The sequence below is a fragment of the Kitasatospora sp. MAA4 genome, assembly GCF_029893355.1.
Lineage (GTDB): Bacteria > Actinomycetota > Actinomycetes > Streptomycetales > Streptomycetaceae > Kitasatospora.
Map to the genome: position 1 here is coordinate 95,460 of NZ_JARZAI010000004.1, position 15,057 is coordinate 110,516.

At 72.5% G+C, this 15,057-nt stretch carries 10 protein-coding genes; 6 read left to right on the plus strand and 4 right to left on the minus strand.

The window, feature by feature from the left end; all coding sequences use genetic code 11:
- Positions 1-120 precede the first annotated feature (120 nt).
- From P3T37_RS07100 to P3T37_RS07115, 4 genes are all read right to left on the minus strand, one after another.
- Positions 121-327 (minus strand): DUF2180 family protein, encoded by a 207-nt coding sequence (locus tag P3T37_RS07100; protein ID WP_280722585.1) that lies wholly within the window; start codon positions 325-327, stop codon positions 121-123.
- Between the two features lie 31 nt (positions 328-358).
- Positions 359-1,072 carry a hypothetical protein gene (locus tag P3T37_RS07105; RefSeq protein WP_280722586.1) on the minus strand — a complete coding sequence of 238 codons (714 nt, stop codon included), beginning with the start codon at positions 1,070-1,072 and terminating at the stop codon, positions 359-361.
- On the minus strand, positions 1,069-5,265 hold the full coding sequence (locus P3T37_RS07110; protein WP_280722587.1) for a glycoside hydrolase family 38 C-terminal domain-containing protein: 4,197 nt from the start codon (positions 5,263-5,265) through the stop codon (positions 1,069-1,071). The genes P3T37_RS07105 and P3T37_RS07110 overlap by 4 nt, the downstream gene beginning before the upstream one ends.
- A 197-nt stretch (positions 5,266-5,462) precedes the next feature.
- Positions 5,463-6,482, minus strand: coding sequence for a LacI family DNA-binding transcriptional regulator (locus P3T37_RS07115; RefSeq protein WP_280722588.1), 1,020 nt, complete (start codon positions 6,480-6,482; stop codon positions 5,463-5,465).
- 159 nt (positions 6,483-6,641) lie between these two features.
- Here P3T37_RS07115 and P3T37_RS07120 point away from each other — a divergent pair, with 159 nt between their 5' ends.
- Genes P3T37_RS07120 through P3T37_RS07145 form a run of 6 tightly spaced genes read left to right on the plus strand, consistent with a single transcriptional unit; the run spans position 6,642 to position 15,028 of the window.
- Positions 6,642-7,934 (plus strand): extracellular solute-binding protein, encoded by a 1,293-nt coding sequence (locus tag P3T37_RS07120; protein ID WP_280722589.1) that lies wholly within the window; start codon positions 6,642-6,644, stop codon positions 7,932-7,934.
- 25 nt (positions 7,935-7,959) lie between these two features.
- A complete protein-coding gene (locus P3T37_RS07125) occupies positions 7,960-8,832 on the plus strand; it encodes a sugar ABC transporter permease (protein ID WP_280722590.1) in 873 nt (290 codons plus the stop codon).
- Positions 8,832-9,701 carry a carbohydrate ABC transporter permease gene (locus tag P3T37_RS07130; protein WP_280722591.1) on the plus strand — a complete coding sequence of 290 codons (870 nt, stop codon included), beginning with the start codon at positions 8,832-8,834 and terminating at the stop codon, positions 9,699-9,701. Before P3T37_RS07125 ends, P3T37_RS07130 begins: the two co-directional genes overlap by 1 nt.
- Before the next feature lie 27 nt (positions 9,702-9,728).
- Positions 9,729-10,991 (plus strand): glycosyl hydrolase, encoded by a 1,263-nt coding sequence (locus P3T37_RS07135; RefSeq protein ID WP_280722592.1) that lies wholly within the window; start codon positions 9,729-9,731, stop codon positions 10,989-10,991.
- A gap of 33 nt (positions 10,992-11,024) precedes the next feature.
- Positions 11,025-14,072, plus strand: coding sequence for a glycoside hydrolase family 38 C-terminal domain-containing protein (locus P3T37_RS07140; protein ID WP_280722593.1), 3,048 nt, complete (start codon positions 11,025-11,027; stop codon positions 14,070-14,072).
- Entirely contained in the window at positions 14,069-15,028 is a 960-nt protein-coding gene (locus P3T37_RS07145; RefSeq protein WP_280722594.1) for an ROK family protein, read from the plus strand. Before P3T37_RS07140 ends, P3T37_RS07145 begins: the two co-directional genes overlap by 4 nt.
- The last annotated feature ends 29 nt before the right edge of the window (positions 15,029-15,057 follow it).

The window sequence follows — 15,057 nt, forward strand, 5'->3', positions numbered from 1 at the left end:
ACCACCGGGTATTTCCGTTGGCCCGGGTGAATTCGATCATGTCTGGGCGCTGCTACCGGGTTTTGCGCGGTTCGCCGCGGTACGTGCCGAGGTTCCAGCAGCACGCCTGGCCCATCCGCGTCAGCCCAGCGCCTCGGCCTCCGCGCACACCGAGCAGCTGATCCGCCGGGCGCGGCGCGGCAGGGTGGACGCACCCGTGCCGCTGAGGTGATGGACGGTGTCCGGCAGCGCCCTCGCGTGCTCGGCGCACAGGCCGGCGCCGCAGTGGTGGCAGACGGCGAGGGCGGGGGTGGTCCGTTCGGCCGTGTGGCAGTCGTAGCAGTTCATCGCCGGGCTCCGTTCGTCATCCTCCAGGCTCTCAGTGCCGGTGGTGGTTGTCCGGCTGGAACGGGTCGCCCGGGTGCTCCAGGCCCTCGACCAGGGTGAGCCGTTCGGCGCGGGTCCGGTCGAGCCAGCGGACGAAGGCGATCCGCTGGGCGCAGGCGCGCAGCTGCTCGGCCGGATCGGGGGCCGGGGACTGCTCGGCGGGGGGCTCCAGCACTACCGCCGTCCAAGAGCCGACCGTGACCGGCTCTCCCGGCGGCGCGGCGCGCAGGGCGGCGGCGAGGTCGGTGGGGAGGGTGGCCGGGTCCGCGTCGAAGTCGCCGTCGGGGGTGCGGATCCGCCAGCGGGTGGGCGCCCGCTCTCCCGAGGAGGTGGCGGCACGGTAGGCGGCGAGCTCGGCCGGGGGCGCCGCGACCTCGGCGGTCACGGCGGCGAACACCGCGCGGACGGCTGCGCTGCCCTCGTAGGCGGCCGCCGCGATCGAGCCCAGCTCGACCGCCGCCCGCTGGTCCAGGCGCACCGGCGGGGCGGCGGCGCAGTCCAGGCCGCGCGCGGCGGCCTCGGCCCGGCACAGCTCCTCGGTCAGCAGCACCTGCGCCACCCAGCGGGTCAGCTGCCGGTCCTCCGCACTGCCCGGCGCCGGCAGCGCGGAGGCCCGCGGGCCCTCGCGCAACGCGGCGAGCCGGCGGTCGAGTTCGGCGCGCGGCAGTGGACACCCGTCCAGCAGGCCGAGCAGGCCCCCGCTCACGGCGCCACCACCAGCTCGACCGTGGGCGCGTACTGGCAGCGGCCGAACCACATGACCTTGGTGACCGCCCAGTAGGCGCCCGGGTCGGTGTCCGGCGGCGGCGCGACGTCGAAGCCGACCGTCCGCCGCTCCCCCGGCGCCAGGGTGAAGCCGCAGACCGGCGCACCGATCGCCGCCCAGCTGCCCCAGGGCGAGACGGTCTGCAGCTCGCCGCGGATCTCGCCGCGCGTGCGGTTGGTGAGCACCACCTCCAGCCGGGCCCGCCCGCCGGGCGCCACCCGTACGCAGGGGGCGGCGGACTCCACCGACAGGCCGGTGTCGCGCCCGGTCGCAGCCCGGGTGCCCTGGGCCTGGCCCCAGCCGTCCGGGAGTTCGCCGACGGCCGGCAGCAGCTCGGGCAACTCGCCGACCGCGACGGTGGCGACGTCCTCGACCTGCTGGCCGCCGTACTCGGTGCGCACCGCGACGAAGTAGAGGCCGGGCTGCGCGTCGGCGGCCGGAGTGACGGTGACCGGGAAGCGCAGGTGCCCGGCTGCCTCCAGGCGGTAGGGGCGGCGGCGCAGGCCGACCTGCCAGCCCGCCGGGGCGATCACCTCGGCGGTGCCCTCCACCGCCGCGTCCCGCAGGTGCGAGGCGAGGACCACGGACAGTTCGAGTTCCACGGCTAGCTGACGGACCGTCAGGAGCCCCGGGCTCACGCCCACCGAGACCGGCAGGTAGCCCATCGGGGCGGGGCCGCGGTTGTGCAACCAGTAACGGGCGTGGACGGGTTGGGCGATCTCACCGATCGGGCCGAGCGGCTCGCAGGCAGTCACGGCCTCGGTCGGCCGGGCAGTGAAGGTGGCCACCTGGGCGCCTGCCAGCGGGAGTTCACCGTCCACCGGCTCCTGCGGCCGTTCCAGCAGGTCGGCCCGGTGCAGGTCGGCGAGCCCCAGTGCGCCGCTCAGTCGGGCGGTGCTTCCCAGGCCGGTGGATTCGACCAGCCGGATCGTGACGCCGGCCGCCGGGTCGAGGACGGCGGCGGACCCGCAGGCGATCGGATTGCCGGTCGGCTTGAGGCTGCTGAGGCGCACCTCGCGCGCGGGCTCCACCCGCAGCCACGACCGGGTGGCCGGCAGCGGCCCGTCGTGGGCGGGGACCAGCCGGGTGAGCAGCGCGTGGTTGAACTCCTGGCCCTGCGCGGGCAGCGCCAGGGCCCGCCAGTCGCCCGCACCGGAGACCAGGGCGTAATTGAAGTCGTGGGTCCAGCGCTGGAGTTGGAAGGAGGAGCCGTCCACGGCGGTGCGCCGGGGCGGATCGATCCAGACGCCGGAGGGCCAGCCGGTGCAGGAGCGCAGCAGTGACAGGTGCAGGGCGCCGGTGGGATCGACGGCGAAGCCGGGCAGGCCGTAGGTGAGCAGCGCGGCGGTGTGGTCGGTGAGCTGCTCGGAGGCCGGGAGTTCGCCCGGGCAGACGGCTTCGATCCGGGCATCGGCGAGGTCGGCGGCCAGCGCGGCGGGGTCGGTGACCAGCAGGGCGGGCAGCGTACGCAGGTCGCGCAGGTCGGCGTTGGGCTGCCAGACCTCGGTCAGCGGCTTCTCGGCCGGCACCCAGACCCGGCCGCGGGCGGCCAGCACGGTCGCGTACTCGGCGCCGGCCCGCTCCAGCACCTCCGCCGCCGCGGCGCTCTCCTCGGGGCCGCCGAGGACGATCCGGAAGTCCGGCAGGTTGGAGTCGACGTCGAGCCAGCCGTAGCGGGAGCCGTCGGCGCTCGCGGTGGTCGCGGTGACGCCGGCCCGGGCGAGCGCCACCACCAGGTCGCGGGCGTCGGCGGCGTCCGCCTGCCGGGGGACGATCACCTCGGCGACGCCCAGCGCGCGCTCGCCCAGCGCGGCGCCGTCCGGGTCGGTGAGGGTGACGCGGGCGGTGGCGCCGAGGCCGAACCAGGTGTTCGCGGGGTTGTCGAGGGTCCACGGCGCCTCGGCCACGTCCACGTCGGGCAGCGCGAAGCCGCGGCCGACCACGGCGTCGGCGACCTCGCTGACCGGCAGCGTGCCCGGCAGGTCGAGCGGGAAGCGCAGCCGCAGCAGGCGGTCGGCACCGGCGTGGTCGACCACCCGGGTGCGGCAGTCGACGCGGTCGGCGCCGTGCCACAGGGTGACGGTCTGCTCGTAGGCCAGGCCGTCGACCGTCCCGCCGATCACCAACCGCTCGCCCAGCGGTCCGACCTCGCGCCGCACCGCGCCCGCGCTCTCGCGCGACCCCAGCACCGGGCCCTTGGGCAGCAGGTGCCAGGGGCCCTCGCCGAAGTCGGGGTGCTGCGGGTACTCCTCGTACATCCGCAGCTCGTTGCCGACCTGGCCGGAGCGGATCAACTCCCGTCCGTGCAGCTTGTCGTGGACGCTGCTGAGGCCGCCGCCGCGGGCGGGGTCGGCGGTGACCCGGTAGCGATCGTTCTCGGCCGTCAGCCCTTCAGCGTTTTCCCACAGGGCATCTGACGTTCCGTCAACCAGGCGCCAGGTGCGCCAGCCCAGCGCGGGGACGCACTCGGCGTGGAAGGTGAGCGTGCCGCGGTCCAGCGCGCAGGCCACCGGTGCGCCGCTGTCGTCCAGCACCTGGACCTCGGGCGACTGCGCGGGGAGGCGGACGGAGACGGTGCCGGAGCGGTCGAAGGAGAGGGTGTTGGCCACCACGACGGCCTGCCCCTCGCCGCGGGTGTCGATCCGGCCGACCAGCGCGTCCAGCGCCGTGTCGCGCACCTGCGCGGCGAGGTCGTGAGCCTCGCGCCAGCCGCCGAGCAGGTCGAGGTAGACCTGGTCGGACTCCGAGCCGGTGATGGCGTCGTGGTGGGCGCCGTAGGCGAGGTGGCGCCAGACCTTGTCGAGGGCCGCCTGAGGGTATCCGCCCAGGCCCTGCAGCGAGGCCAGCACGGCGAGCTTCTCCGCATCCAATGCGGCGACCTCGCCCGCGCGTTGGGCCTGCTTGGTGTCGATGTAGGAGACGTCCTTGCCGGTGTACACCGGGTTCATGTCGCGGGTCTGCGGGCTGGGACGGCGGCCGTCGGCGGCGAGTTCCTCGCGGACGGCGGTGAGGAAGTCGCGCGGGACGGCGCAGACGAAGCGCGGCCACACGTACCTGGCGGCCCAGGAGCGGTGGATCTCGGTGACCCACTTGTTCGGCGGGGTGTAGTCGGTGCCGACCGGGAGCAGCAGGTTCTTCGTCGCGCCGACCGGCCTGAGCTTGCGGTACAGCTCGTAGACGGCCGCCTCGGCGGTGGCCAGATCGGCGGAGGAGTCCATCCACCAGCCGGCCGAGTAGTGGTTGGGCATGTAGTGGGTGAGCACGCCGCGTCCCGAGGGCGAGATCCACTCGAACTCGCTGGGGAACTGCATGACGGTCGCGTCGTCCTTGGCCTGCCGGAAGTTCTTCTGGATCGGGCCCCACTGGTGGAACGGGCCGCGCGCCCAGGCGCTGCCGGTCAGGCCTGCCTCCGCCAAGTAGCCCGGGAACTGCGGGTCGTGGCCGAACACGTCCAGCTGCCAGGCGGTCTGCGGGTCGCCGCCGAGGATGTCGCGCTGGTAGCCGATGCCGTGGACGATGTTGCGGATCGTCGTCTCGGCGCCGGTCAGGTTGGTGTTCGGCTCGTTGTAGGTGCCCCCGACCAGTTCGACCTGGCCGCGCTCCAGGAGCCGGCGCAGGTCCGCCCGGCGCTCCGGGTGCTGGTCGAAGTAGGGCTTGAGGTAGTCGACTTCGGCCAGCACGAACTTGTAGACCGGGTCGCGCATGGCCAGTTCGAGGTGGGCGTCCACCAGGGCGAAGCCGTTGCGCTCCCAGAGCGGCCGGGTGGTGGCGTCGCCGGAGAGCAGCTCCCAGGGGGAGGTGTAGGCGGCCTGGGTGTTCCACCAGACCGGGTCGTAGTGGAAGTGCGAGACCAGGTACATGGTCCAGCCGGGCTCGGCAACGGTGACGACGGCCTCGACGCGGGCCGGGCCGGCCGAGACGGTGACCGGGAGCTCGGTGCCGGGCGCCGCGTCCGCCACGTCGAGCGGGACCTCGACCGTGCCCGTGCCGGTCGCCTCGCCGCGCACGCCCGGTCCCTGGACGGTGATCGAGGTGGGCGGTCCGTCGAGCACCACCCGCAGCACCTGGCGCGGCGCGTGGGCGGTGCCGACGAACAGGTCGGTGCATTCGACGGCGGTGATGGTGACCGGCACGGGTCGATCCTCTCTGAGGGACGTTCGAGCGGTATCAGTCAGGCAGCGGAGCGGCTGTTCGTCACCCCATCGGCCGCGCCCACGCTGCCGTCGTCGGCACTGCGCTGACTGGACGCTAAAGCGATTTAGTTCACCCGTCAATGCTTCGGCCCATGCCGCCGGGGCGCCGCACACTCAGCAGCGCGCTCAACGCGCGCTCAGCCGCGCGGGACCGCGGTGCTCTCGCGGACCGTCAGGCGCGGGGTGGGCGTCTTGAGGTCCACCGCGGCCGACGGGTCGTCGATCACCGCGAGCAGCGCCCGGGCGACCTGCTCGCCCAGCAGGAAGGTGTCCCGGGAGAGCGCGGTGAGCGGCGGGTGGACGATCCGGGCCAGCACCGAGTCGTCGAAGGAGACGATGGACAGCTCGCCGGGCACCGACACGCCCATCTCGGTGGCCACGCCGAGGCCGGCCACCGCCATCACGTCGTTGTCGTAGATGATCGCGGTCGGCCGCTCGCGGCGGGCCAGCAGCGTCCGGGTCGCGGCCGCCCCCTCGGCGTCGCTGAAGTCGGTGGGCAGCGAGAGCGCCTCGCTCAGACCCAGCCGCTTCGCCGCGTCGCGCAGCGCGCGGATCCGGCGCTGGGTGTGCTGGAAGGCCGGCAGTCCGGCCAGGTGCGCGATCCTGCGGTGGCCGAGCGCGGCCAGGTACTCCACGATCGACAGCATCGCCTCGCGGTCGTCGGCCCACACGCTGGGCAGCCTGCCGTGCCGGCCGGGACCGCCCAGCACCACGGTGGGAATGCCGAGTTCCTCCAGCACCTCGATGCGCGGGTCGCGCACCTGGAGGTCGACCAGGACGAAGCCGTCCACCCGATGCTCGGAGGCCCAGCGCCGGTACACCTCGATCTCGGCGGCGGTGTCCTCGACCACCAGCAGCTGCAGCGCGGTCGAGCGCACCGAGAACTCGGCCTGCAACCCGGAGAGCAGCTGGGCGAAGAAGGGCTCCACCCCGACCGTGCGGGCCGGACGGGCCAGCACCAGGCCGACCGCCCCGGCGCGCGCACCGCCCAGTGCCCGGGCCGCGCTGTGCGGACGCCACTTCATCCGCTCGGCGATCAGCAGGATCCGCTGCCGGGTCTCCTCGCTGACCCCTGGGCGCCCGTTGAGAGCGAACGACACCGCGCCCTTGGACACCCCTGCCTCGCGGGCGATGTCGGCGATCGTCGGCCTGCTCATCGTGGGGGTTTCCTCTCTTGACACCTCTATCGAGCTGGAGCATAGTCCACAGGCAGGAGCTGGACCGGTTTAGTAAACCGCTCCAGAAACTTCCGCCAACTCGCCCCCCGCCTGCGCACCCCTTGGGCAGGCCCGGCCGGGCAGGATCAGGAGATCTCCATGCCAGGAATCCGAGCAGGCCTCGCCCTCGCCGCGATCGCGGCGGCCTCGCTCACCGGGTGCGGCGTCGGCGGTGCCGGCTCCACCGCGTCCCAGCAGACCGTGGCCTCCGACGCCCAGCTCAAGGGCACCATCACCTTCCAGACCTGGTCGCTGAAGAACGACAAGTTCACGCCCTACTTCACCGCCCTGATCAAGGACTTCGAGACCCAGCACCCGGGCACCACGATCACCTGGGTGGACCAGCCGGGCGACGGCTACGCCGACAAGGTGAGCAGCCAGGTCACCAGCGGCAGCCTCCCCGACGTGATCAACCTCCCGCAGGACATCGCGCACTCGGTCGCCAAGGTCGGCGGACTGCTCGACCTCACCAAGAACGTGCCCACGCTGGCCCAGGACTACGTGCACAGCGGCGTGGCCGCCTACACCTACCCCGATCTGGGCAGCGACGGCTTCGCCTTCCCCTGGTACCTGGGCACCGACGTCAGCTACTGGAACAAGGCGATGCTGCAACGCGACGGCCTGGACCCGGCCAAGCCGCCCAGGACCTTCGACGAGCTGGTCGCCCAGGCCAAGGTCATGCACGACGCCTCCGGCGGCAGGGACTACCTGATGAGCCGCCCGCCCGGACTCTCCGACATCGTCAACTCCGGTACTCCACTGATGACTTCGGACGGCAGGACGTTCGCCTTCAACACCGCCGGCGCCGCCGCCATGCTGGACAAGTACACCGCCGCCTACGCGGCCGGCTACCTGCCCTCCAACGTGCTCACCAGCACCTACGAGGGCAACTCGGCGCTCTTCACCAAGCAGGAGGTGGCCTGGACCACCGGCGGCGGCAACTACATCGAGAGCACCCTGCAGAGCAACCCGAGCCTGGCCCCGCAGATCGTCCCCTCCCCCGCCCTGGACACCGCCCCGCTCTACGTGCAGGGCATCTCGGTGGCGGCCAGGAGCAGGAACCTGCCGCTCGCGCTGGCCTTCGGCAGATTCGTCACCGACGACGCCAACCAGAAGGCCTTCATCAAGCTGGCCCCCGGCTTCCTGCCCGGCAGCGCCGCCTCGGCCGCGGACCCGGCCTACAGCAGGAGCGACGGCACCGCGCAGGGCGACGCCTCGGTGATCGCCTACCAGGACATGCAGAAGGCAGTGATCTTCACCCCGCCGGTGTGGACGGACGCCATGAACACCTTCCTCAACCAGCAGGTCGCCCTCGCGATGACCGGCAAGGAGCCGGCCGAGCAGGCGCTGGACAACGCCGTCAACCGGGCGAACCAGCTGCTCGGCCAGTGATCCCCGAGGCATCCGGGAGGCGACGATGACGTCCCACCGCTGGTACACCCCCTGGCTGTTGATCGCCCCGGCGCTGCTCTGGCTGGCCGTCTTCAGCCTCTGGCCCGCGATCAACACCGGTGTGCTCTCCTTCACCGACGTGCACACCCTCAGCGGCGGTCGGTTCATCGGCGTGCACAACTACGCCCTGATGTGGCACGACCCGCAGCTGCGCGACGCGATCCTCAACACGCTGATCTTCATGGCGGTCTGCGTCCCGCTGCTGACCTTCCTGCCACTGCTGCTCGCCCTGCTGGTGCAGCGCACGCTGCCCTTCATGGGCTTCTTCCGGACCGTGTTCTACTTCCCGGTGATCGCCTCGGCCGTGGTGGTGGCGCTGATCTGGCAGTGGCTGCTGGACGACCGCGGCCTGGTCAACGGGCTCGGCAGGCAGGCCGGCCTGCTCCACGGCGCCCTGCCGTTCCTCACCGACCGCTGGCTACTGCTGTTCAGCGCCATCGCCCTGACGGTCTGGAAGGGCCTGGGCTACTACATGGTGCTCTACCTGTCCGCGCTCGGGAACGTCCGCCGCGAGCTGCACGAGGCGGCCGCGGTGGACGGCGCCGGGACCGTCCGCCGGTTCTGGGCGGTGACCGTTCCCGGGGTACGCGGCACCATGGCGCTGGTCTCGGTGCTGATCGCGGTCAACGCCATGCGCGTCTTCTCCGAGCTGTACATCCTCGGCGGGCGCACCGGCGGGATCGGCGGCCAGGACGTGTCGCTGGTGATGCTGATCCAGCAGGCCGCCGCGGGCAGCGACGGCCGGATCGGCTACGCGTCCGCGCTCAGCGTGCTGCTCTTCGTCCTGACCATCGGCCCGCTGCTGCTCCTGGCGCGCTGGAACCGGAGGACCGACTGATGACCACCCCCTCCCCCGGGCGCCGCCGATCGCCGGTCTTCGACGCGGTGACCCCGCTGGGCCTGACCGCCCGCTACCTGACGCTGCTGGTGATCCTGGCCGTCACGGTCGGGCCGATGCTGTGGGAGCTGTCCACCTCACTGAAGAGCGTCTTCGAGGACGTCTACACCGCCACCCCGCAACTCCTGCCGCACCGCCCGACGTTGGACAACTACACGCAGGTCGCCCGGACCGTCCCGATCACGCACTTCGCGCTGAACTCGCTGATCGTCGCGGCGCTCTGCGTGGGCGGCAACCTGCTGGGCGCCACCACCGCCGGCTACGCGCTGGCCCGGCTGCGCTTTTGCGGCCGACGCCTGGTGCTGGGCCTGTTCCTGTCCACGCTGATCCTGCCCGGCGAGGTGACCATCATCTCGCAGTACCAGACGGTCACCCGGCTGGGCCTTGGCAACTCGCTCGTCGGGGTGGCGCTGCCGGCGATGATCGGCGCGCTGAACGTGCTGCTGATGCGCAACGCGTTCCTGGCCATCCCACCAGAGGTGGAGGAGGCCGCCGTGATCGACGGCGCCACCGTCTGGCAGCGGCTGCGCCACATCGCGCTGCCCAGCGTGAAGGGCACGCTGAGCGTGATCGCCATCCTGACCTTCATAGGGGCCTGGGACGACTTCCTGTGGCCGCTGCTGGTGCTGCAGAGCCCCGACAAGCTCACCCTCACCGTTGGACTGTCCTATCTGCAGAGCGTCTTCGCCGCCGATCCGCGCGTCATCGCGGCCGGCGCGATGATCGCCCTGCTGCCAATCCTGGCCCTCTTCACGGCGTTGCAGCGGTACTTCTTCCGCGGCGTCGGCGAGGGTGCGGTGAAGGGCTGACGAACCGTCATGACGACCGGAGAACCGATGACCACCCCGACCGACCGTCCGCCGCGCTTCGGCGTCAACTACACCCCGTCCCAGGGGTGGTTCCACCACTGGCTGGACTTCGACCTGGACGCTGTGCGGGCCGACCTGGACTCGGTCGCCGCGCTGGGCCTGGACCACGTCCGGGTCTTCCCACTCTGGCCGCTGTTCCAGCCCAACCGCACGCTGATCCGCCCGCGCGCCGTCGAACAGCTGACCGCTCTGGTGGACGCGGCGGGTGAACGCGGTCTGGACGTGGCGGTGGACGGCCTCCAGGGCCACCTGTCCAGCTTCGACTTCCTGCCCGCCTGGACCACCACCTGGCACCGGCGCAACCTCTTCACCGACCCCGAGGTCGTCGAGGGCCAGGCCGCCTACCTGCACACCCTGGCCGCCGCACTGGCCGAGCGCGGCAACTTCCTGGGTCTGACCATCGGCAACGAGATCAACCAGTTCTCCGGCGACCCGCACCCCGACCCGGACCGGATCACCCCCGACCAGGCCGCCGGCTGGCTGCGCCGCCTGCTGGCCGCCTGCGAGCAGGGCGCGCCGGGCCGGCTGCACCTGCACGCGGCGTACGACGCGGCGTGGTACCAGGACGACCACCCGTTCACCCCGGCGCAGGCCGCCCGGATCGGCGCGGCCACCGCCGTGCACTCCTGGGTCTTCAACGGCACCGCCCAGCGCTACGGCGCCGATTCGACCGCTACCGGCCAACACGCCGCCTACCTGGTCGAGTTGTCCAAGGCCTGGGCCGACGATCCGCACCGCCCGATCTGGTTGCAGGAGGTCGGCGCGCCGGCCCCGCAGATCGCCGCCGAGGACGCGGCCGGCTTCACCGAGACCACTCTCGCCGCCGCACTCGACTGCCCCGATCTGTGGGGCGTCACCTGGTGGTGCTCGCACGACGTCGACCGCTCGCTCGCCGACTTCCCCGAACTCGAATACAGTCTGGGTCTGTTGACCAACGACAGACAGCTCAAGCCGGCCGGACGGGCGCTCTCGCGAGCGGTCTCCGAAGCCAGGACGCACTGGCAGCCACCGCTTCCCCGCAGCACGGCCCTGGTCCTGGACCTGCCGGACGACGCGCCCAGGCGCTCCACCTGCGCCCCCGGCGGCGCGTTCTTCGAGGCCTTCATGCGGCTGACCGCCGACGGTGCGCGGCCGACCGCGCTGCTGGCCGCGCACGCCTCGGACGAGCAGCACCTGAGCGCGCGCGGGATCACCGAAGTCGTCACGGTCGAGGACGTCGACCGCTCCTGACCCGCCCACCCCCGCCCTCTTCTGGAGCCCACCGTGCATGACGACCGCACCCTCGTCGAGTCCCGCCTCAAGCGCGTCCTCGACGAGCGCATCCGCCCCGCGATCCACCCCGCGTCGGTGCCGCTGGAGGTCGGTATCTGGACCGCCCCCGACGAGCCCGTCCCGGTCGCCGAGGGCCTGGCCGCACTGCGCACCCCGATCGCGGTCGGGCAACCGTGGGGTGCGCCCTGGGGCACCAGCTGGCTGACGGTCTCCGGCACCGTTCCCGCGGCCTGGGCCGGGCGGACCGTGGAGGCGCTGATCGACCTGGGCTTCGACAAGAACATGCCCGGTTTCCAGTGCGAGGGCCTGGTCTACCGGCCGGACGGCACGCCGGTGAAGGGCATCAACCCGTGCAACCAGTGGGTGCGGATCGCCGCACCCGCGATCGGCGGCGAGCAGGTGCTGCTGCACGTCGAAGCCGCCTCCAACCCGGTGGTTCTGGACTACCACCCCTTCCTACCAACCGAGTTGGGCGAGAAGGCGACGGCCGGCGACCAGCCGCAGTACCGGCTGACCCGCGTCGACCTGGCGGTCTTCGACGAGAGCGTCTGGCAGCTGGTGATGGACCTGGAGGTGCTGGGCGAACTGATGGCCGAGCTCCCGGTGGACGGTGCGCGGCGCTGGGAGATCCTGCGGGCGGTCGAACGGGCGCTGGACGCCGTCGACCTCCAGGACGTCAACGGGACGGCAGAAGCGGCCCGTTCGGAACTCGCGGCGGTACTGGCCGCACCCGCCTCGGCCTCCGCGCACCGGATCAGCGCGGTCGGCCACGCGCACATCGACTCCGCCTGGCTGTGGCCGCTGCGCGAGACGGTCCGCAAGGTGGCGCGCACCACGGCCAACATGACCGCGCTCCTCCAGGACGAGCCGGACTTCGTCTACACCATGTCCCAGGCCCAGCAGTACGCCTGGATCAAGGAGCACAGGCCCGAGGTGTACGCGAAGGTCAAGGCGGCGGTGGCCGAGGGCCGCTTCGTGCCGGCCGGCGGCATGTGGGTGGAGTCGGACACCAACATGCCGGGCTCGGAGGCGATGGCCCGGCAGTTCGTGCACGGCAAGCGGTTCTTCCTGGAGGAGTTCGGCATCGATAACCAGGAGGCCTGGCTGCCGGACACCTTCGGCTTCACCGGCGGGCTGCCGCAGATCATCAAGGCGGCCGGGTCGAAGTGGCTGCTCACCCAGAAGATCTCCTGGAGCCAGGTCAACTCCTTTCCGCACCACACCTTCTGGTGGGAGGGCATCGACGGGACGCGGATCTTCACCCACTTCCCGCCGATCGACACCTACAACTGCTCCATGAAGGGCAGTGAAATCGCCCACGCAGCACGGAACTTCAAGGACAAGGGGCGGGCCTCGCACTCGCTCGCGCCGACCGGCTGGGGCGACGGCGGCGGCGGCACCACCCGCGAGATGATCGCCAAGGCGGCCCGGCTGCGCAACCTGGAGGGCTCGGCCACCGTCCAGTGGGAGAAGCCCGCCGAGTTCTTCGCCAAGGCGCAGGCCGAGTACCCGGACCCGCCGGTCTGGGTCGGCGAGCTCTACCTCGAACTGCACCGCGCCACACTGACCAGCCAGGCCAGAACCAAGCAGGGCAACCGGGCGAGCGAGAACCTGCTGCGCGAGGCCGAGCTGTGGGCCGCCACCGCAGCCGTCCGCAGCAAATTCGCCTACCCGTACCAGCAGTTGGACCGGATCTGGAAGACCGTGCTGCTGCACCAGTTCCACGACATCCTGCCCGGCTCCTCGATCGCCTGGGTGCACCGGGAGGCCGAGCAGACCTACGCCGCCGTCGCCGAGGAGCTGACCGCCCTGGTCGCCGAGGCCCAGCAGGCACTGGCCGGTGGCGCAACGTCCGGCACGGAGGTGGTCTTCAACGCGACCCCGCACGAGCGGGCGGGCGTACCGGCCGGCGGCGCCCGCAGGACGCCTCCGACACTGAGCGGCTGCACGGTCCAGCCCCGGGCCGAGGGCGGATTCCTGCTGGACAACGGCCTGTTGCGGGTCGCGGTCGACGGACGCGGGCTCGTCGTCTCGGCGTACGACCTGGCAAACGAGCGCGAGACGGTCGCCCCCGGCACGGCCGCCAACCTGCTGCAGATCCACCCCGACTTCCCCAACATGTGGGACGCCTGGGACGTCGACCAGTTCTACCGCAACACCGTCACCGACCTCACCGACCTGGACGAACTCACCGTCCTCGCCAAGGACTCGGACGCGGTGGCGGTCCGGGTGACGCGTTCCTTCGGCGCCTCACGGGTGGTGCAGACGCTGACCCTCGCCGCCGGCGTCGGGCGCCTCGACCTGGACACCGAGGTGGACTGGCACGAGCGAGAGAAGTTCCTCAAAGCCGCCTTCCCCCTCGACCTGCACACCGAACGCTACGCCGCCGAGACCCAGTTCGGCCACCTGCACCGCCCCACCCACACCAACACCAGCTGGGAGGCGGCGAAGTTCGAGGCCTGCAACCACCGCTTCGTCCACTTCGCCGAACCCGACTGGGGCGTGGCCCTGGTGACCGCCTCCACCTACGGCCACGACGTGACCCGCAGTGTGCGGGCCGAGGACCAGGGCACCACCACCACGGTCCGCGTCTCGCTGCTGCGCGCCCCGCGCTTCCCCGACCCGCACACCGACCAGGGCGTGCACCACTTCCGGCACGCACTGGTCCCCGGCGCCACCATCGGCGACGCGGTCCGCGAGGGCTACCGGATCAACCTGCCCGAGCGGCGGATCCCCGGGGACGCCGAGGTGGTACCCCTGGTGAGCGTTGACCGCGACGCGGTGGTGGTCAGCGCCGTCAAACTGGCCGACGACGGCAGCGGCGACGTGGTGGTGCGGCTGTACGAGGCGCACGGCGCCCGGGCCCGGGCACAGTTGCGCGCTTCGTTCGCCCCGGTCGGCGTGCAGGCCTGCGACCTGCTGGAGCGCCCGCTCGGCGCGCATCCGGAACTGCGCGGGGACACCGTGGAGTTGAAGCTTCGACCGTTCGAGCTGGTCACCCTGCGGTTCGCCCGCGCGGTCGACGCCTGGTCGTCATGAGCGCGGTCGTCACGAGCACGCCGGAGCCAGCCGGGCTGATCGCCGCTCTCGACATCGGGGGCACGAAGATCGCCGGCGCGCTGGTCGACCGACAGGGCACCGTACTGCATCGGGTGCAGCGGCTCACCCCGGCGCAGGAGCCGGGCGAGGCCGTACTACTGACGATCCATCAGGTGCTCGGAAGGCTCAGCGCCGTCCCGCGCTGGCAGCAGGTGCGGGCGCTGGGAATCGGCTGCGCGGGCCCGGTGGACATCGCCCGCGGGACCGTCAGCCCGGTCAACATCCCCGGCTGGCGTGACTTTCCCCTGGTCGCGCGGGTGGCCGCCGACCCGGCGGTGGCGGGCCTGCCGGTGGTGCTGGGCGGCGACGGCGTCGCGATGGCCGCCGGTGAGCGCTGGCGCGGCGCCGCCCGGGACGCCGTCAGCGCGCTCTGCCTGGTGGTCTCCACCGGCGTCGGGGCCGGACTCGTCCTCGACGGCGCCGTCCACCCCGGCCCCAGCGGCAACGCCGGGCACCTGGGCCACCTCAGCGTGGACCTCGACGGGGAGCCGTGCCCGTGCGGATCACGCGGCTGCCTGGAGATGCTAGCCAGCGGCACCGCGATCGCCCGCCAGGCGCTGCGCTCCGGCTGGCAGCCCGCCGCCCGCGGCGGCGCCGCCGACGCCGCCGCGGTCGCCGAGTCCGCACGTCAGGGCGACTCGCTGGCCCTCGCGGCCTACGACCGCGCGGCCCGGGCACTGGCCGCGGGCATCGCGGCCACCGCCACCCTGCTGGACCTGCGCCTGGCGGTGGTCGGCGGCGGCGTGGCGCAGGCGGGCGAGCTGCTGCTCGCCCCGCTGCGGCGGCACCTGCACACCTACGCCGCCCTGCCCTACGTGCACCCGGTCGAGGTCCGCCGCACCGGTCTGGGCCCCGACGCGGGCCTGATCGGCGCCGCCGCGCTCACGGTGTCCTGACCTTCGCCTTCGTCCGCCGGTCCGTGCGC

Coding starts and splice junctions, on each gene's coding strand:
- P3T37_RS07100 (WP_280722585.1), bottom strand. CDS start 327: ATGAACTGCTACGACTGCCACACGGCCGAACGGACCACCCCCGCCCTC.
- P3T37_RS07145 (WP_280722594.1), top strand. CDS start 14,069: ATGAGCGCGGTCGTCACGAGCACGCCGGAGCCAGCCGGGCTGATCGCC.
- P3T37_RS07120 (WP_280722589.1), top strand. CDS start 6,642: ATGCCAGGAATCCGAGCAGGCCTCGCCCTCGCCGCGATCGCGGCGGCC.
- P3T37_RS07115 (WP_280722588.1), bottom strand. CDS start 6,482: ATGAGCAGGCCGACGATCGCCGACATCGCCCGCGAGGCAGGGGTGTCC.
- P3T37_RS07125 (WP_280722590.1), top strand. CDS start 7,960: ATGACGTCCCACCGCTGGTACACCCCCTGGCTGTTGATCGCCCCGGCG.
- P3T37_RS07135 (WP_280722592.1), top strand. CDS start 9,729: ATGACCACCCCGACCGACCGTCCGCCGCGCTTCGGCGTCAACTACACC.
- P3T37_RS07130 (WP_280722591.1), top strand. CDS start 8,832: ATGACCACCCCCTCCCCCGGGCGCCGCCGATCGCCGGTCTTCGACGCG.